12 protein-coding genes are annotated in these 19824 nt (G+C 41.5%); 6 read left to right on the top strand and 6 right to left on the bottom strand.

Annotation, left to right across the window (positions count from 1 at the left end):
* The first annotated feature begins 152 nt into the window (after window positions 1-152).
* The 5 genes from AAU57_RS01365 to AAU57_RS01345 are packed head-to-tail and all read left to right on the top strand — an operon-like array spanning window position 153 to window position 7072.
* Complete coding sequence (locus AAU57_RS01365) at window positions 153-2432, top strand: T9SS type A sorting domain-containing protein (protein ID WP_055413631.1); 2280 nt, start codon at window positions 153-155, stop codon at window positions 2430-2432.
* On the top strand, window positions 2433-3155 hold the full coding sequence (gene recO / locus AAU57_RS01360; RefSeq protein ID WP_055411211.1) for a DNA repair protein RecO: 723 nt from the start codon (window positions 2433-2435) through the stop codon (window positions 3153-3155). It begins immediately after the preceding gene.
* Window positions 3152-5566, top strand: coding sequence for a TonB-dependent receptor (locus AAU57_RS01355; RefSeq protein WP_082438507.1), 2415 nt, complete (start codon window positions 3152-3154; stop codon window positions 5564-5566). Before recO ends, AAU57_RS01355 begins: the two co-directional genes overlap by 4 nt.
* Before the next feature lie 4 nt (window positions 5567-5570).
* Window positions 5571-6212, top strand: a complete 642-nt coding sequence (gene pdeM / locus AAU57_RS01350; protein WP_055411210.1) for a ligase-associated DNA damage response endonuclease PdeM — start codon at window positions 5571-5573, stop codon at window positions 6210-6212.
* A 35-nt stretch (window positions 6213-6247) separates the two neighbouring features.
* Window positions 6248-7072, top strand: coding sequence for a hypothetical protein (locus AAU57_RS01345; protein ID WP_055411209.1), 825 nt, complete (start codon window positions 6248-6250; stop codon window positions 7070-7072).
* Here the strand turns inward: AAU57_RS01345 and AAU57_RS01340 are convergent.
* Window positions 7069-8406: a dihydrolipoyl dehydrogenase family protein gene (locus AAU57_RS01340; protein ID WP_055411208.1), complete on the bottom strand. Its 1338-nt coding sequence runs from the start codon at window positions 8404-8406 to the stop codon at window positions 7069-7071. The genes AAU57_RS01345 and AAU57_RS01340 overlap by 4 nt on opposite strands.
* Before the next feature lie 102 nt (window positions 8407-8508).
* Between AAU57_RS01340 and mfd the strand changes: the two genes are divergently transcribed.
* Window positions 8509-11859: a transcription-repair coupling factor gene (gene mfd / locus AAU57_RS01335; protein ID WP_055411207.1), complete on the top strand. Its 3351-nt coding sequence runs from the start codon at window positions 8509-8511 to the stop codon at window positions 11857-11859.
* A gap of 130 nt (window positions 11860-11989) precedes the next feature.
* Here mfd and AAU57_RS01330 read toward each other — a convergent pair whose 3' ends face one another.
* From AAU57_RS01330 to AAU57_RS01310, 5 genes are all read right to left on the bottom strand, one after another.
* Window positions 11990-12424, bottom strand: coding sequence for a hypothetical protein (locus tag AAU57_RS01330; protein WP_055411206.1), 435 nt, complete (start codon window positions 12422-12424; stop codon window positions 11990-11992).
* Between the two features lie 95 nt (window positions 12425-12519).
* Window positions 12520-15786 carry a carboxypeptidase regulatory-like domain-containing protein gene (locus AAU57_RS01325; RefSeq protein ID WP_055411205.1) on the bottom strand — a complete coding sequence of 1089 codons (3267 nt, stop codon included), beginning with the start codon at window positions 15784-15786 and terminating at the stop codon, window positions 12520-12522.
* Between the two features lie 117 nt (window positions 15787-15903).
* Window positions 15904-17541: a glucose-6-phosphate isomerase gene (pgi, locus tag AAU57_RS01320; RefSeq protein ID WP_055411204.1), complete on the bottom strand. Its 1638-nt coding sequence runs from the start codon at window positions 17539-17541 to the stop codon at window positions 15904-15906.
* On the bottom strand, window positions 17538-18779 hold the full coding sequence (locus AAU57_RS01315) for a peptidoglycan DD-metalloendopeptidase family protein (RefSeq protein WP_055411203.1): 1242 nt from the start codon (window positions 18777-18779) through the stop codon (window positions 17538-17540). The genes pgi and AAU57_RS01315 overlap by 4 nt, the downstream gene beginning before the upstream one ends.
* Window positions 18776-19753, bottom strand: coding sequence for a tryptophan 2,3-dioxygenase family protein (locus AAU57_RS01310; protein WP_055411202.1), 978 nt, complete (start codon window positions 19751-19753; stop codon window positions 18776-18778). The genes AAU57_RS01315 and AAU57_RS01310 overlap by 4 nt, the downstream gene beginning before the upstream one ends.
* Window positions 19754-19824 lie beyond the last annotated feature (71 nt).

Below are 19824 nucleotides of genomic sequence, written 5' to 3'. Positions count from 1 at the left end.
AGATTATGAAAGCAAACGTTTGTTGTAAATGAAATATATAATTTGAGAATTAGCATAACCTCTGGAGAATTTCAGAGGTTTTTTATGTCCTAATAAATTCGACCTATTTTTGTCGTCCTATCAGATGTCCAGTAATTATGCGTTATAAGATCATGAAAATTAGATTACTGTTTTTATTACTGTTTACCAGCCTTGCTTCTTCACAGGATTTTAGCAGTCAATGGACGGGACTTTTCTCCTTTACTCGCATCATAGATGTTGAGCAAACGGATGAACGTATTTATGCGGCGAGTGAGAATGCGGTTTTCGTTTATGATATCCTTTCTCGCACGTTCACCACGATCACAACGGTAAATGGCTTGAGTGGAGACCCTATTTCGCAAATTTATTATCGAGAAAGCGATGACCAATTGGTCATAGGGTATGAAGATGGTTTATTGCAAATCGTACAAGACGATGTCGTTCTGGATATAGTGGCGATAAGAGATAAACAGGTCATCAATCCTGACCGTAAACGCATCAATGAATTTAAGGCAAATGACCAGTTGCTGTATATCGCTACAGATTTTGGCATCGCTATTTACGATCTAGATCGATTGGAATTTAATGACACCTATTTCATAGGTGACAATGGCGCCCAATTGCGTATTAAGTCCATTGAAATATTTGATGGGTTTCTATATGCAGCAAGTACTGGTGACGGCATACGTCGCGCTGATATTTCAGACCCTTTTTTGATTGACTTTACCAATTGGTCCCAAACCAATATGGGTTCCTATGATGAGGTTGTAGCGCTGGATTCTCAGATTTATGCCGTTGACACGGCAGGTTTTTTATTCAGGTTTGCCGCGACTTCTTTTGTTTCTACAGGATACCGTTTTCCATCACGCAGTGTTGACGCGACAGTGACAAATAACCAGCTCACCGTGACTGGATCTAATTTTTTACAGATCATTGATGACAACGAGAACCTACTAAATGACGTTAGAGATATTAATGGTGAGGCCTATGTCTTTACCGCAGGAGATTCTAATGGAGATAATATATACATAGGAACGACCTCAAATGGATTGGTACGACTGGACCGTAAAGATTTCTCTACTGCCGAGTTTATTGTGGCAGATGGACCATCACGCAATCGCGCTTTTTCACTTACCACAGCGCCTAATACGTTATGGGTAGGTTATGGCGACTATGATTTGTTTTTTAACCCATTCCCGTTAGAGCAGTTTGGTGTTAGTAGATTAGTAGAAGAAGAATGGACCAATTTCACCTTTGATGAGGTACTTAACATCAATAGTATTTCCAGCATCACGATCCATCCAGAAATTCAAGCTGAAGTATATATCAACAGCATGCACAACGGTGTGTTGGAATTTGTGGACGGCATGGCAGAAACATTGTATGGAGTTAACAACAGTTCTTTGACCAGCATATTGCCACCAGCGACCGACTTTGTACGTATTCCAGATAGCAGATTTGATAGAGAAGGTAATCTTTGGGTTCTTGCAAGTCTAGTGGACGAGACACTCAACCGTCGTTCTCCAACAGGTCAATGGACAGCCATCGACGTTTCTCAATTTGTTCCTACAATTAGTGAAACTGGTGGTGCGACAAAAATGGCAATTACTAATGCAGGGAACATCATATTCGGTACGGTAGATTTTGGTGTTATTGCTTTTGATCCTGCAGAGAATAAATTTGGTGACCTTAGAGAAGATATTCAAGAAGGCAATCTTGTGAGCAATTATGTGAGCGAGGTGACTCTAGATTTAAACGAGCAATTGTGGATAGGTAGCAATCGAGGATTGCGTGTACTCTTTAATGCTAATAGCATACTGTCTGAGAACCCACCAGATGCGAGACCCATAATCATTGAGGATCAAAACGGAATCCCACGAGAATTGCTCAAGGATGAAGCCATTCTAGATATTGAGGTGGATGGAAATAATAGAAAATGGGTTGCGACTGCAAGCTCTGGAGCATTTTTATTCTCACCATCAGGCCAGGAAACTATCTTTCAATTTACTAAGGATAATTCACCGCTACCTTCCAATGGCGTAAACGATATTGCTATTGATAATACTACTGGCCGCGTCTATTTTGCAACAGATAATGGTATTGTAGCCTTTCAAGGTGATCGCACCAGCCAACCGGCAGAGGATCTCGAAAATGTCTTTGCATTTCCCAATCCTGTAAAACCTGGTTTTGATGGCAATGTTACCATAGATGGACTTACTGATCGTGCACGCATCAAGATCACTGATATTGAAGGTAATCTCGTTTTTGAAGTCGTATCGCAAGGTGGTAGTGTCCAGTGGGACACCACGAGCTTTAACGGCAACCGCGTTGCTTCTGGAGTATATATGCTGCTCATTTCTACTGATGATAATGTGGAAACTACGGTTTCCAAAATCATGATTATTCGCTAGATGATCGTTCGCACACCGGCTATTGTACTATCAACCATCAAATATGGTGAGGCAGATCTTATCGCGAGAATCTATACCAAGAAGCTAGGAACCCAAAGCTATATGCTTAAGGGAATTTGTAAATCCCGTAAGGGAAAGCTGCGAGTTTCTCTGTTTCAGCCATTGACGCAATTGGAGATCCAGACGCAACATAAAGGAAAAGGAACTTTGGAATATATCAAGGAAGCTTCAACCGCATATACTTACGTGAATATCCCGGTTGATGTGGCAAAAAGTTGTGTGGCTCTTTTTTTTGGAGAAGTACTCTCACAATTGTTGACGGAGCAACAGCCAGATGAGCAGTTGTTTGATTATTTAAGTACCATTTTTGAATATCTGGATCAGACAGATCATGTGGCCAACTTTACCATCAAAACCTTGCTGGATATGAGCGAGTTAATGGGATTTGGAATGGATCGATCGACTATGGATTTCCCATACTTTAATGTGCTGGACGGCAGCTTTGACAATCATGGAATGCAACCGCATCATTTAAATGAAGAAGAAAGTTCTTTGTTCAAGCTGTTCATTGGTACAAATTTTGATGCTATCCATTCCATCAAAATCAACCGAAACCAACGTACGGCGCTTCTTAATCTTGTGCTGGATTACTTTAAAATCCACCTGCACAGCTTTAAAAAACCCAACTCGTTAGACATCTTGAAACAGCTTTTCGATTCGTGAAAATTTTTACATTCCTGCTTCTTCTTATAGTTACAGCATCAACGCTCAACGCACAGCAAATCCAAGTTTTAGATGCCGTCTCTGGTGAGCCTATTGCTAGTGTTGCGATTTATAATAAAGACAAACAAAAATCCATCATCACTAACATTGATGGTTTTGCAAGTCTTGACAAGTTTTCTGAAACAGAAAGCATCTACTTTCAAACCTTCGCCTTCAAGACGTTGAAAACCACAAAGGAAAAACTATCTACTAATGACTACAAGGTAAAACTAGAGCCAAGGTCTGAAGCGATGAATGCCGTGGTTCTTTCGATTTCAAAATTTCAGCAACGACAACAGGATATACCACAATCGGTCGTGAGTACCAGAAAGGAAGAAATCGTCTTCCAAAACCCACAAACCAGTGCAGATTTGTTGCAGCAAACCGGTCAGGTGTATGTTCAAAAAAGCCAGCAAGGTGGCGGCAGCCCATTGATAAGAGGCTTTTCTACCAACAGATTGCTACTCACGGTTGACGGTGTGCGTATGAATACGGCCATTTTTCGCGGTGGTAATCTTCAAAACGTCATCTCCATAGATCCATTGAGCGTGGAGCGGACTGAGGTGATTCTAGGACCAGGCAGTGTTGTTTATGGTAGCGATGCTATAGGTGGCGTCATGAATTTCTTCACGCTGTCCCCTCAATTTTCAGATACTGAAACCGCTGCTGACTTTTCAGGAAACGGCATTTTACGTTTTGCAACTGCAAACAATGAAAAGACAGGTCACGTAGATTTTAATTACGGCACTTCAAATTTTGCAAGTGCTACCAGCATTAGCATCAATTCGTTTGATGATTTAAAAATGGGATCCAATGGTCCTGATGACTATTTGCGAGAACGTTATGCCGCACGCCGCAACGGTCAAGATGTTGTGATAGAAAATAAAGATCCTGAGGTGCAGGTACCTACGGGTTATGACCAGATCAATCTGCTGCAAAAATTCAGTTATAAACCTAGTCTGTACTGGAAGCTGGATCTAGGATTGATTTACACAGCAACTTCAGACTATAGCCGCTATGATGCTTTGGATCGCTTTCGCGAAAGCGGAAACCCAAGAAATGCAGAGTGGTATTATGGGCCTCAAAAGTGGTTGATGGTTAATGCCAAAGCCCAGCACCGCGGTAGTGGTACCTGGTATGATAAAATGATCATTACTCAGGCATTCCAAAGGTTTGATGAGAGTCGCAATGCCCGCAGTTTTCAATCACCTGATCTTTTTGAAAATGTTGAACAAGTCGATGCCTGGAGCACTTCAGTGGATTTTGAGCGCCGTAATCGTGAGGATAACATCTTGTTTTATGGTGCAGAATATGTTCATAATAAAGTCGGCTCAACCGGTAGTGTCTTTGACATTGAGACCAGACAAAGGACAGATGCTGCCACAAGATATCCAGACGGTTCTACCTGGCAATCCCTGGCGGCTTACGTAAGCTATCAATGGAAAGTGGCTTCTAATTTCACCGTACAATCTGGCGCTCGATATAATCATATCTGGCTGGATGCAGACTTTGACAATACTTTTTTCAATTTCCCATTTGATGATGCCATGGTCAATACTGGTGCATTAACCGGCGGCATAGGCGCAACTTATCTGCCAGATCCTAGCCTAGAATTGCGAGCTAATTTAAGCACAGCCTTTAGAGCGCCTAATATTGATGATGTAGGTAAGATTTTTGATCCTAGTCCAGGCACAGTGATCGTACCCAATCCAGACCTGGAATCTGAATATTCCTATAATGCAGAATTAGGTCTCAAGAAACGCATAGGCGATGATTTGACGGTAGAAGTAGCTGGCTATTACACCATTTTAAAGGATGCTTTGGTTCCCAGAGATTTCACACTCAATGGTGAGGACATGATTGTGTATCAAGGAGAATTAAGCCAAGTGCGAGCGATTCAAAATTCAGAACGCTCTGAAATTTACGGTATTGAATTAGGTCTCGATTACAAATTGTCTGATTATTTTAAGCTGTACGGTCACTACACCTGGCTGGATGGAAAACAGGAAGAAGAAGATGGCAGTGAGGTTGCCGTTAGACATGTGGCACCAGCTTTTGGTGATGCGCACGTGGTTTATGATCAAGGCAAATTCAAGCTGGACGCATTCACCATTTTCAATGGTCAGTTTGATTTTGATGAGTTGGCACCAGACCAACAGGATAGGGATTATCTATATGCCAGTGATGCCAATGGGAATCCGTTTTCTCCTTCATGGTACACGGTCAACCTAAGATCGCAATATCAGTTTACGGATAGCTTAAGTGCGATTGCCACCTTAGAAAATATCACAGACCAGCGCTATAGAACGTACTCTTCTGGAATAGCGGCTGCTGGGCGCAACTTGATACTCGCTCTTAATTATTCATTCTAGAACAATGAGTGATAGTCTCCAAGTAACTCTTCACAATCAGACCTTTCATTTACATAGCACTGGTGCCTGCTACTGGCAGGAACAGGATGTTGTTTTATTGGCAGATGTTCATTTGGGCAAAAGCGCCCATTTTAGAAAGCACGGAATGGCCGTGCCATCGCAGGCAGATGACAATGAATATGATAAACTTAATGCTGTGATCGATTATTTCAAGCCTTCACGGCTTTGGTTTTTAGGAGACTTATTTCACTCCTATCAGAATGCAGAGTGGCATTTTTTTGAGCAATGGTCCCGCATGCAAAGTATTGAACTCACGCTGGTCATGGGAAATCACGACCTTATATCAAGCGATCATTTCAATATGCTGGGAATAAAAACGGTACAGCAATTACAAATGGGCGATGTGCTGCTCACCCATCATCCCTTAGAAATGGAAAACGTCTTCAACATTGCAGGGCACATACATCCTGCGGTAAAATTGACGGGAATAGGTAGGCAACGTTTAAAAATGCCTTGTTTTTTCTGTACAGATTATGGTATGATTGTTCCAGCTTTTGGGGATTTTACCGGAACCTATGCCATGAAGCCTCAAAAGGGCAATCGCATTTTCGTTTGTGTGGAGAATGAAGTGGTAGAGTTATCCTAAAAACTACTGTATATTTATTCCCACAAAACCTAGCCATGTACAAACGTCTGATCAGCATACTCAACCTTTTGATGGTTATCATTCTCATTGCATGGAATGGCTACGCAAACACGGGAAACTTCAACTGTAGAACGGTAGGTGATCTAAGTGCAGAGTACAATAACCTGTTTACTCCAGCTAGCTATGCCTTCTCTATTTGGGGTCTTATTTTCTTGATGCTATTGGTGTTTGCTGGATATGGTGTGTATTCCGCTTTCGCGAAAGCGAAATCCCTTCAACCTCGCAGCTATAGGACCAACTTTGTGATCACCACTTTCCCTTATTTTCTGGCGGCCAATATATTTTGCTCTATTTGGGTGGCTTTGTGGCTGGAAGAAATGATTGGAGCATCTGTGCTTTGTATGGTAGGAATACTGGTTTGTTTACTGCTTTGCGTTAAGCAGCTGGACATGGAATTGTGGGATGCGCCATTTCCTATTATCGCCTTTGTATGGTGGCCTTTGTGTTTGTACTCTGGATGGATAAGTGTCGCAATTATCGCAAATGTCGCGAGTTATTTGAATGGTATGTTTGATATTCCAGAAAATCAACAAGTACTAGCCACTATAGGAATTATTGTTGTCGCAACGATTATCAATTTATTGATGGTCTGGTATCGCAATATGCGTGAATTTGCAGGAGTTGCCGTTTGGGCACTGGTGGCGATTTATGTGAGACACACAGGAACCATGGACGATATTGCTTACCTAGCCTTAGGCGCTGCTATATTGATAGCGATTAATTGCATGATTCACGGGTATCAAAATAGAGCTACCAATCCTATGCTAAAGTTCCAGCAGTGGCGCGCCAGTAAAGCTTAAAAACTTTTGAGGTCGTTAGCCCAGCTAGGATAGGTAAATATCGTTTGCTGTAAATGCTGGAATGTGATATCGTGATTCATTGCGACAGAAAATAGATTGATAGTTTCTCCAGCCTCGTGAGAAACGATATGCGCGCCTAGAACCATTCCTGTTTCATCATCTACCAAAACCTTATAAGCATAAGTGCCTGCATTCATACGGCGTGTATTGAACCAGCCGCTGGCATCACCTTTAAGGACTTTGAACTTTTTATTTTGATCATTGGCTTGCGCCTCGGTCAAACCTATGCTGGCCACCTGCGGGATGGTAAAGGCAACGCTAGGAATGTCTACGGGAACGAGTGGATGCTTGCCTTCAATAATATTTTTTGCGGCGATGGCTCCTTCTAGGTTGCTTAACGGCGTCAAAGGTAGATTCATGTTGGTGACATCTCCACATGCATAGAATCGCTCATTGGTAGTGCTTTGCAAACAGTCATTGACGACCACACTACCTTGATCTGTTACCACACCAGCTTTATCAAGGTGCAAAGATTTTGTGGACGGTACACGACCTGTGGTGTTGTAAACTACATCTGTCGTGATTTGATGGATGGAACCTTCATTTCCATAGTGAACTACAAACCTGCCATCTTTCTTTTCTACAGATGATAAGGTAGACTCCAACTTAATGTCGATACCTAATTTGATAGAATCTTCCATAAGGAAATCTGCCACAAACTTTTCAAAGGGTGATAAAATCTGGTCGCCTTGTTCAATAATGGTCACCTTGACGCCAGCTCTGGCCATCATGTGACTAAATTCCATACCTATGTAACCACCACCTATAAAAACCATCTTTTCTGGAACATCCTTCATTTTAAAGAAATCCTCACTGGTAAGAAGATGATCTGCACCTGGAATGGTTAGTGGCCTAGGTTGCATACCTGTAGCGATAACAAAGTAATCTGCTGTTATAGTGGTATCGTCAAACACAAACGTTTTTTCATCTACAAAACTACCGTCACCGTGATAGCAATCGATACCGTTTTCTTTCAGGCTAGATTCTGTATTGTCAGGGATGTTTTGAGTGTATCGTCGTATGTAATTGTAGGCATCTCTCCAGTTGATGTTTACTTCACCATCCACGCCGTCACCTTGCATGTTTCTGGCATAATCCACGGCTTCACTGCTGGCCAGCAATAACTTCTTAGGATCACAACCTCGTTGGGAACAAGTGCCACCATATTCTCTATTGTCTATGATGCCGACCTTTAGTCCTGCATTTTTACATCTATTGGCCACCAGTTTGCCAGCTGTACCAGTTCCTAAAACAAAAACATCATATTTCTTCATGTTCTAAAAATAGGTGGTTAAGATCTTTAGGCTGTGAAAGAATTCTCAATATTTGGGATCAGGTAGTGTCGCAGTCTATCTTTGCAGCTAACTGCATTGCAAGTGTCTTATCCACAAATTTTAGAATCTTACAGTAACGCAAGTCCATCCCTAAAACTTAGGGATCATATATCATTACCTAACGGCAGGTGCGAGATCAAGGGACTTATGGGAAGCGCCTTGTCCATGGTACTCACAAATATGTTTGAGTCCACTGATAAGCCATTTCTTTTTGTGCTCAATGACAAGGAAGAAGCTGCCTATTATTTGAACGATCTGGAAAAAATGATAGGTGAAGATCACGTGCTTTTCTATCCAGGCAGTTATCGCAGGCCATATCAAATAGAAAAAACAGACAACGCTAACATTCTTTTGAGAGCTGAGGTACTGAATCGCATCAATTCCCGTAAAAAACCAGCGGTCATCGTCACCTATCCAGATGCTCTTTTTGAAAAGGTGGTGACTAAAAAAGAGCTGGATCGCAACACGCTCAAAATAAGCGTAGGCGACCAGATCTCCATTGACTTTGCTAATGAGGTGCTTTTTGAATATGCCTTCAAGCGCGTTGATTTTGTGACAGAACCTGGAGAGTTTTCGGTGCGTGGTGGTATTTTGGATGTGTTTTCATTTTCAAATGATGAGCCTTATCGCATTGAGTTTTTTGGCAACGAGATCGACTCCATCCGCATCTTTGACGTGGAGACACAATTGTCCAAGGATCAAATTAAGAAGCTGTCCATTATTCCTAATGTCGAGAATAAACAGTCTTCAGAAAAACGAGAGAGTTTCCTAAAATATCTTCCATCCAAGACAGTCGTGATCGCGAGGAATGTCGAGATGATGTATGGTAGGATAGATTCGCTTTTCGCGAAAGCGGAACAAGCATACAGCGAGTTGCAAGGAGAAATCAAGCAGTTGGAACCAGAAGATATTTTTAGCAAATCGGCACTGCTAAAAGAGCAGCTTGCGGAATTCAACCTAGTGGAATTATCTGGAAATCAGCCAGACATTACTTTCAAAACCGTACCGCAGCCATCCTTTAATAAACAGTTTGAGTTGCTTATCGATAACCTGAAGCAAAATGAAGCTGACGGTTATAAAACCTACTTGTTTTGCAGCACGGCACAGCAGGCCAAAAGATTCAAGGATATTTTTGACGACATGGGCGCTAATGTGGCCTATGAAACGGTAATCATGACACTGTATCGTGGTTTTATGGATCACGATTTGCGCATCGCGTGCTACACAGACCACGAGATTTTTGATCGCTACCACAAGTTCCAGTTAAAGAACGGTTATGCTAAAAAGCAGGCCATCACGCTCAAGGAGCTCAACACACTAGAGAAAGGTGATTATGTGACTCATATTGATCATGGAATAGGAAGATTTGGCGGGCTTCAAAAAATTGATGTCAACGGCAAGATGCAAGAGGCGATCAAGCTGTTTTATGGCGAGCGAGATATCTTGTATGTTTCCATCCATTCACTGCACAAGATCACGCGCTATTCCGCTAAGGATGGTAAAACTCCTAAGATCTATAAATTGGGAAGTCCGGCCTGGAAAAAGCTCAAGGCCAAAACAAAAACACGAGTCAAGCAAATTGCTTTTGACTTGATCAAACTATATGCTAAGCGTCGTGCTAACAAAGGCTTTCAATATGCGCCTGACGGCTACTTACAAAATGAACTTGAGGCCAGCTTTATCTATGAGGACACGCCAGACCAAAGCACGGCCACTCAAGATGTCAAAAATGACATGGAAAGCGAGCGTCCCATGGACCGTCTTGTTTGTGGTGACGTAGGCTTTGGTAAGACTGAGGTTGCTATACGTGCCGCTTTTAAAGCCGCTGTTAATGGCAAACAAGTCGCTGTTTTAGTTCCTACCACGGTTCTTGCGTTTCAACACGCCAAAACTTTTAAGGAACGTCTGGTAGACATGCCTGTGAAGGTGGATTACTTGAACCGATTCCGTACAGCAAAGGAAAGACGCGCCGTTCTGGATGGACTTGCAGATGGTTCTATTGACATTGTTATAGGTACGCACCAATTGGTCAACAAATCGGTCAAATTCAAGGATATTGGATTGCTGATTATTGATGAAGAACAAAAATTTGGGGTTGCCGTAAAGGACAAGCTCAAGACACTCAAAGAGAACATAGATACGTTAACCTTAACGGCAACGCCCATTCCTAGAACCCTGCAGTTCTCTTTAATGGCAGCGCGTGACTTGAGTGTAATCAAAACCGCACCACCTAACAGGCATCCCATAGAAACGCAAATTGTACGCTTTTCTGAGGAGACCATAAGAGATGCGATTAGCTATGAGATTTCTCGTGGTGGCCAGGTGTTTTTTGTTCACAACCGTATCGAAAATATTAAGGAAGTGGCTGGAATGATCCAGCGATCAGTGCCCGATGCAAGAGTAGGTATAGGCCACGGGCAGATGGATGGTAAAAAGCTGGAAGAATTGATGCTCGCATTTATGAAGGGCGAGTTTGATGTTTTGGTAAGTACTACCATTATTGAAAGCGGACTTGATGTACCTAATGCCAATACCATTTTCATCAATAATGCCAATAATTTTGGACTATCTGACTTGCACCAGATGCGCGGTAGAGTAGGTCGTAGCAATAAGAAGGCATTTTGTTACTTCATCACGCCACCTTACGATATGATGACAGATGATGCCAGAAAGCGCATGCAAGCCATTGAGAATTTCTCAGAACTGGGTAGTGGTTTCAATATCGCGATGAAGGATCTTGAGATACGTGGTGCAGGTGATATCCTAGGAGGTGAGCAAAGTGGTTTTATCAATGAAATAGGATTTGATACCTATCAAAAAATTCTCAGTGAAGCCATAGAAGAACTCAAGGAAAATGAGTTTGCTGATTTGTATCCTACTGATGCGACTAAAAAGAAACACGTTAGTGATGTTACCATCGATACTGATTTTGAACTCTTGTTCCCAGATGATTACATCAATAGTGTGACAGAGCGACTGGCACTATATTCTAAGCTTAATGATATAGAGGATCAGGCTGGGCTTGATACATTTAGAAAGGAGCTGGTAGACCGTTTTGGCGAGTTGCCTTATCCAGCAGAAGATTTGCTCACCAGCATTAAACTCAAATGGATTGCGAGTCGCATGGGACTTGAGAAAATCGTCATGAAGCAAGGTAAGTTTGTAGGATATTTTATCGCAGATCAAACCAGCAAGTTTTATCAAAGTGAGACCTTCAATTTCTTGATACAGTCCATGAGCCAACGTGGCAGTAAGATGCACATGAAAGAAAAGCAAACCAGGTCTGGCTTGAGACTGTTGCTAAAAATGGATCACATCACAAGTGTTGACAAGGCATTCAAGATCATGAACGATGTGCTGCCATTAGAAACTGCAACGGTGGAGCAGGAATAGATAAACGATTGTTTCGCTTTCCTGTCTGCCGACAGGCAGGCGCGAAAGCGACCTCCAATTACAGTAACGTATTAAAAACAAAAGCGGCGGAATGTAATTCCGCCGCTTTTGTTTTATGTAATTAAATATTCTACATCCACTGATCCCATGGAAGTCTGCTTAGCACTACCAAGAATGCTAGTGTGTAAAATATCGAAAGCATCTTAAACTTGCCATGACTAACGATCTTCTTCTTGTGCTTTGAATACCCTATAGTCAATAGTGTTACAGCAACAATCATCATTAATGGATGTTCCACAGCGAGTAACCTTAGATCAACATTTCCCATAACTTCAGATGGATTGGAAAACAGCGCGCTGCTGTAAGGCGATAAAGCCCATAAAGCAAGTCCTAAGAGCAATTGGATATGCGTAACAATCAATCCAACAAGAGCTAGACTAAAGTCCTTATTGCCAAAATCCTTTTTAGCAAACAAACCTATAAGCGCATTAACGGTCGCGATGAAAAGAACGATGAGAAGTAAATAAGCCCATCCAGAGTGAGCAGCTTTAAGAATGTTGTACATAGTAAATATTTGTGATCACAAAAATAGTCCAAAAACAAAGAACCCGATGCGCGAGCATCGGGTTCTAATCTTTATTTGTAACTAGTTACTAGTTACTAGTTGAAAATGTATCTAGCACCTATTTGCATTTGCCATCTTGAAGATCTTGTACCAAAATCATCGATCTGCTCAATACTATTATTAGTAATGCTAGGATCAAATGTAAATGTCGGGTTTGCACCACCTGATTCAGTACGGATCAATTCAACTTCATTAAAGTTAGGAACTTGAGTTATCTCACCCCAATCTTTGTTTAGCAGGTTTGCAACGTTGAAGATGTCAACAGAAAGTTGTAATGTATTTCTCTTGTCTTTGTTAGCACCTGTATAAATTGAGAAGTCTTGAAGAACTTTAAGGTCAATTGAGTGATTCCAGGAAGCACGACTACCGTTACGCTCTGCATATTGACCTCTTCTTGATCTCAAATATTCATCATTTTCAATGAAGGCATCAAGAGCGGCATACTGATCTGCTGCTGTAAATACTTGGCCATTTGATACTAATGGAACAAGGTTGATCTCACTAGCATTAGCTGGTACGTAGATAGAAGCGTTATCTCTAGAGTCATCACCTAGCAATAAGGTGTTCTCTTGATCATAGATGTAAGAGATACGAGCACCATTCTGACCTGTGTAGAACAATCCAAATTGAGTGCGGATATTTTCATTCCAGTTCAATTCATAGGTTGCACTAGCTGTTACACGGTGACCTGTAGCAAATTGAGAATTAGTCAAACCAGCTTGGTTTTTACCATTTACAGTAACTAAGTTTCTCCATTGGCTTGAGTTTTGTGATGACGTGTTGTCAAAAACTTCTTTACCGTCACCATAAGTATATGCTGCACTTGCTCCAAAACCGTTTTGTACTGGTTTAGTCAATGTAAAAGTTGCGTTGTACGAGTAACCTTTGTCAGTATTACTTCCTAAGTAAACACTACCATAAGTTCTATCAACCAAACTACGGCTATATAATGGACGATTGTCTGCACCATTGAGGTTACCAACTTGACCAACGATGTTGATGTTTTCATATTGAACGTTAGATAACACATCGTTATACAAGAAATCTGCTGATGCAATTAATCCCCAAACTCCTAGTTCTTGATCAACACCTATGTTGTATTTCAACACCTGTGGTAATTTGAAGTCTGGTGCAAAAAGGTCGATTTGACCACCTAACTGTCCGCTACCAGGAGCAGCACCGTTTCCAATAGGTTGATTTGCCGGGTCTGCAACGAATTGAACACCACCTGGGAAGTTTCTTTCATCAACACCACCTACAGAAATACCGTTGTTGTTGTATGTTCCACCAGGCCATACCAATGGAATTCTAGAGGTGAATACACCAATACCACCACGTATTTGAGTTGAGTTATCACCATTTACGTCCCAGTTGATTCCCAATCTTGGAGCAACATGAATCTGGCTTTTGATAGGCTTACCAACTCTTGCACCTTGTAGATCTTTACCAGCTGCTTCAAGTAATGCTACAGTTCTTGTATTGAAGTCATCATTCACTGTACCGTCAGAGAAGAATGGTACGTCAAAACGAACACCATAAGTCATTGTGAAGTTTTCTGTCAAGTTCCAAGCATCTTGAGCATAGAAACCTAATTGTGAATATTTGAAAGCTGCTGCTGCTGCTTCTATATCATCACCAGAAGTTCCTGCTGGATCAAGTAATGAATAACTGTAGTCATAAAATCTAGCGTCTGCTTCATTTCCAGCTGTACCGTCTAAGTATGTATTGAAATCAGCTAGGCTGAAAAAACTGTATTGTCCAAAATTTTGACGAACAAAAACGTTTCTTACATTAAAGTATTCAAAGTTTCCTCCAACAGTGATGTTGTGTGCTCCAGATTGGATCTCAAAATTGTTAGTTACCGTAAACACTTCCTGTTCAAGAATGTTACCTGTTGAGAATGCCTCAGAACCGAAAGTGATTCCTCCAGGACCGTCACCTAGTGATACACGTGGGAAAGGATTACCAATTGGATCACGGTCATCATTCACTGTAGTATAACCTATAACAAGATTGTTTGAGAGGTCAGATCCATTCGTTGTTCTCCACTCCAATGTAGATGAGTTAGTTTCTGATGGGAAGAAAATACCGGCATTACTAAAGTTAATACCTCTTGGGCTACTTAGGCTAGGGCTCAAGCTTTCAGCCTTAACGTAATTGTGCTTTAATGTAAAGGTGTTAAGTTCATCTAGGTTGAAGTCTAAGCGTGCTGTAAACTTATCAGAAGTTAGAGACTCTGTACTGTTACCAAATGTACCTGGGTCATATCCGTAAGTATTAATCAAACCTTGACGCAGTGCTTGGATATCTGCTAGAGAAGCATTTCCTTGATAATCATCAAAGTTGAAAAACCTAGGAGTTTCTTCATCTTGTCTTTCATAATTCAAGAAAAAGAAAAGTTTGTTTTCAATGATTGGACCACCAATTCTGGCACCAATCAAAGTAGCTGTGAATTCGTCTAACTTTTCACGCTCATCAAGATCAAATCCACCTGGAGTTTTTCCTGCAAGATCTTCATTACGGTAATAACCGTAGGCAGATCCAGACCATTCGTTTGTACCTGAACGAGTAATCGCGTTTATGGTACCACCAGCAAAACCAGATTGACGTACGTCAAATGGTGCAAGGTTTACAGAGAAAGATTCAATAGCATCCAAAGAGATAGGGTTGACACCTACTTGTCCTCCATTGGTTCCGGTTCCAGATAGACCAAAAGCATCATTCTGTACTGTACCATCGATATAAAAAGAGTTATATCTGTTGTTTTGTCCAGCAAGAGTTATGGCACCACCTTCACTAACATCAGCTTGTGGAGTTTTTCTCAACAAGTCAGAGATGTTACGAGTAGTAGTAGGTAATGTATTGATCTCACGAGTTGAGATGTTTGTTTCAGGACCTGTTTTACCGCTATCAAAGATACCGTTGCGCTGTGCCTGTATAACGATCTCATCAAGAGCGTTAGTAGACTCAGCTAGGGTAGCGTTGATTTGCTCTGATTCTCCTAACTGTAGGAAGATATTGTTTAGAGCAAGATCCTGCTTACCTACATAGGTAATCGTGATGTCATAAGGACCTCCTACACGCATGTTGTTGATACGGTAGTAACCTTCAATGTCTGTTACAGAACCGTACTTTGTACCTGTAGGCGTGTGAACTGCAACAATTGTTGCTCCTAAAAGAGGTTGGTCTTCTCCTTCAAGAACACGACCATTTATGGAAGATGTCGTAACACCTTGTCCCATCGAGGCCATCGAGCTTAAAATAATTCCTAGAAAAAGGAAAATCTGTAAAGATTTGTTCATTATTGAAACGTTTTAGTTTAGATGCGGCAAAAGTAATCCGTTTAAAACATTTCCAATATTAAGCTAACATTAAGTATTCATTTTTTTATGAACCTTAACTTGTTGATAAACTTTAAGTTACCTTAATTTAGAGTCAAAGCGCTTAAGAAGCGCAGTGGTTGAGGCGTCATGTCCATTAAACTTTTTGGACTTCAGGTCGTCGTTTATCCTATCTGCAAGAACTTTACCTAGTTGGACACCCCATTGATCATAACTGTAGATGTTCCAAATAACACCTTCAGTGAAAATTTTGTGTTCATACATCGCGATGAGCTTGCCTAAACTTTTTGGAGTCAGTTCGTCGATTAAAATAGTAGTGGTAGGCTTATTACCTTCAAAAACTTTAAAAGGAGCCAGTAACTTCTGCTCTTTTTCAGTCAATTTACTTTTCTCTAAATCTTCTTTCACTTGATCCATGGACATGCCGTTCATAAGCGCCTCGGTCTGTGCAAAGAAATTTGCCATGAGTTTTTGATGGTGATCAGGATGATTGTATTTCGCTTTCGCGAAAGCGATAAAATGAGCTGGAATAAGTTTAGTTCCCTGGTGAATCAATTGAAAAAAAGCATGTTGGGAATTGGTTCCAGGTGCTCCCCAAATAAGATTTCCTGTTTGGTAATCAATGGGTTTCCCATCTCTATCGATGCTCTTCCCGTTGCTTTCCATGATCGCCTGTTGCAAATAGGCAGGCAGTTGTTGTAGGTACTGTGTATATGGAATGATGACCTCACTTTCTGCCTTGAAAAAGTTGTTGTACCATATGGTAAGCAGCGCTAACTGTACCGGAATGTTGTCGTCCAGCTTTGCATCTCTAAAGTGTACATCCATCTCGTGAGCACCATCCAATAGCGCCTGAAAGTTGTCCGTACCTATTCCCAATGCGATGGACATCCCAACGGTGCTCCATAAAGAAAAACGACCACCTACCCAGTCAAACATAGGGAAGATGTTTTCTTTCTCCACACCAAATTCTATCGCGCGCTCTACATTACTGCTCACTGCAATGAAATGTTTGCCTACAGCATCTGTGGATACCTCTTTTGAAAACCAGTCCCGCAGGGTCGTAGCATTGGTCAAGGTTTCTTGAGTGGTAAATGATTTAGATACGATGATAAACAACGTGGTTTCAGGATTGAGCTTTTTGAGCGTTTCCTCTACGTGATCACCGTCCACATTGGAGACAAAATGGACTTTTACCTGATTGTGGTAGGCTTCTAGAGCGGTGTAAACCATCATGGGTCCCAAGTCGCTACCACCTATACCTATATTGACGACTGTATCAAATGGTTGACCATCATAGGTAGTACGAGAGCCATCTAAGATCTCATTGACATACGCAAACATTTTCTCTTTGCTGGCCAGCGCATCTTTTACATAGCTTTTGATTTTATCATTTGCTTTGTCTAGAGGCGTTCTAAGAGCTGTGTGTAGAACCTCACGATATTCTGTAACGTTAATGGGTTGGTCGCTGTAGTAGGACTCAATGGCTTTCTCAAGATCACATTCCCTAGCCAGTTGGGTCAACACATCTTTTGTAGAGGTGGTCAAAAGGTTTTTTGACATGTCTACATAAAAATCATCGTTGATGATCGTGAAATTATCGACCCTATTGGGGTTTTTTACAAAGGATTGCTTAAGGTCAAAATCCTTGAGATTTTTATAGTGTTCTTTCAGGGTTTCCCAAGAAGTAGTAGTGGTTGGGTTGATGTTTTTCATGAGACGGAATCTTCTTCTTTATAGGGTAGATTGTCAATTTCTTTTTTGAGTGGTTCAATGAAGTTTTTGTAAACATCCATTTGATCTTTCGGCAATGGATCTGCGCTAGGCAATTTTTGGCGGTATGGATCTACTTGTTTTCCATTTACCCAAAATCTATAGCACACGTGAGGTCCAGTCGCTAGGCCAGTACTACCTACGGTACCAATAGTTTGTCCTTGATCGACGCGTTGTCCTACTCTGACGAGTCTTTTGGTCATATGCAGGTACTGTGTCTCATAGGTATTGTTGTGACGTATTTTGACATAATTCCCATTACCACGCGTGTATCCAGATTTTGTTACCACACCATTTGCAGTAGAAACTATCGGTGTTCCATAGCCTGCAGCATAGTCCGTTCCTAAGTGTGCCTTCCAGCGCTTTTGTACGGGATGGAATCTGTTGCCACTATAACGGCTAGAAATACGGGTATAATTCACTGGTGCTTTTAAAAAGAAATTGCGCAGTGTTTTACCTTCATCATCATAGTAGTCGCGCACTCCTTTGACAGAATCTGTTACATAATTAAACGCGTAATACGGTTTGCCACGCGTCTCAAAGATGGCAACGTCAATGGCTTCAATTCCATCATAAACCGTGTCGTTGATATAACGTTCTTGATAGATCATTTTGAATCGATCACCTTGTTGTAACTTAAAGAAGTCAATTGTCCATTTATAAATGTCGCTCAATTCCCAGATAGCACTCATTCCCAGGCCTTCTTCTTCCATTGCTTCAGATAATGTGGAATTCACAACACCAGTAGCCGTCTTGCGTCTAATGGTTACGGGATGTTCATCCTTGATGGCTTGCATGCCATCAGTCAATTTGAGAATGACAAAATCCTGGCGGCTGGGTTCGTAAATAAAAGCTTCTGGTGTGCGGGCCGCATCCTTGCGCTTCAAGATCTTAAAAGGTTTACCGGCTTGAATCTTGCGTAACTCATAGACGCTATCCATGGTCATGGCAGCTTCATAAGCACTTTGACCTTGAACCAAATGCGAGGCAATAAGGTCGTTAAAGGTGTCTCCAGATTCTACGGTATCTTCTACAACCGTGTAATTATTGAGGTCGTATCCATAAAGAACTTTAGGTACGATTTTAATAGGGTCTGCAATTGCTAGATCTGTGGGTTCATCTACTTGTTCACATGAAAATAGACATAGACATGCAGTAGCTAGGACAATTAATTTCTTCATTCTATGGTAGAGGTATTAAAAGTGTGGTCCACCCATTGTTTGCCCCATTCTGCATGCTCTTGATCAGACCATAAAGATGGGAAAAATGAGATGCGCTGGAAACTGGGCGGTAGAAATTCCTTCCAGTTGGTGCCGCCTGTAGCTTGTACCGTACCGCTTTCCTTACGCAGATAGCGGTGCGCTGCTCCCATGTGCATGAGTAACCAGTTAATATTGACGTTTTGATCCATTTTACGTAATTCTTCCTTCAGCTCTGGTAATTTCTCAGATTCAGGAAGTTGTAGGTATCGCTGGTAGATATTGCTGTGTTTGACTTGCTCTGCAATTCTAAGGAACCTAGGTGTGTAACGTTTCTCAAACTGTTTTAGTGTAAGTGTTTTTTCGCCAGTGGCTTTGTCAATGCCGCCTTTTTTCCAGTAAATATGTTGGAACAGTTCTGGAATGCTTGTGGTTGTTTCGCTTTCGCGAAAGCGAACTCTATCATCATAATGCACCAGATGATCCACATTTGTTGCATACAGCTCTATCATGCGGAACTGCGCACTCTGGAAACCACTCGCTGGCAACAGCGACATCCTGAATTTAAGAAACTGCTCGCGCTCCATGCCTTTGATCATGACCTCAAAACTGTTGATCATCACATTAAAGTACCGATTGATGCGCTTGATTTTTTCCAAAAAATAGGTTCCTGTAAGCTGCTCCTGCTCGATTACCTGAAGCTGCTCGTGGATTACGAGTTTAAAGTACAATTCTGTGATTTGATGATATCCTATGAAAATCATCTCATCTGGAAATGGCGTGGACGGCACTTGTAAACTAAGCAACGTGTCCAGTCTTATGTAATCCCAGTAGGTAATGTATTGATCGTAAAGAAGGCCGTCAAGGTAGGAAAGCATGTCCTGCCCAGAATTTTTGAACTTCTTTTCTAGCAGTTGGATGCGTTCTGCAATTTCTGGAGAGATCTTGTCCGGCATTTATGGGCTTTATAAGCTGGCAAATGTAAACAACATAAGGGATTTGAGTCCATTACCTTGCGTTTAATCCT

The organism is Nonlabens sp. YIK11, from assembly GCF_001413925.1.
Classification (GTDB): domain Bacteria; phylum Bacteroidota; class Bacteroidia; order Flavobacteriales; family Flavobacteriaceae; genus Nonlabens.
Note: the sequence above shows the minus strand (reverse complement) of the source record. Positions and strands in the feature narration are given on the sequence as shown.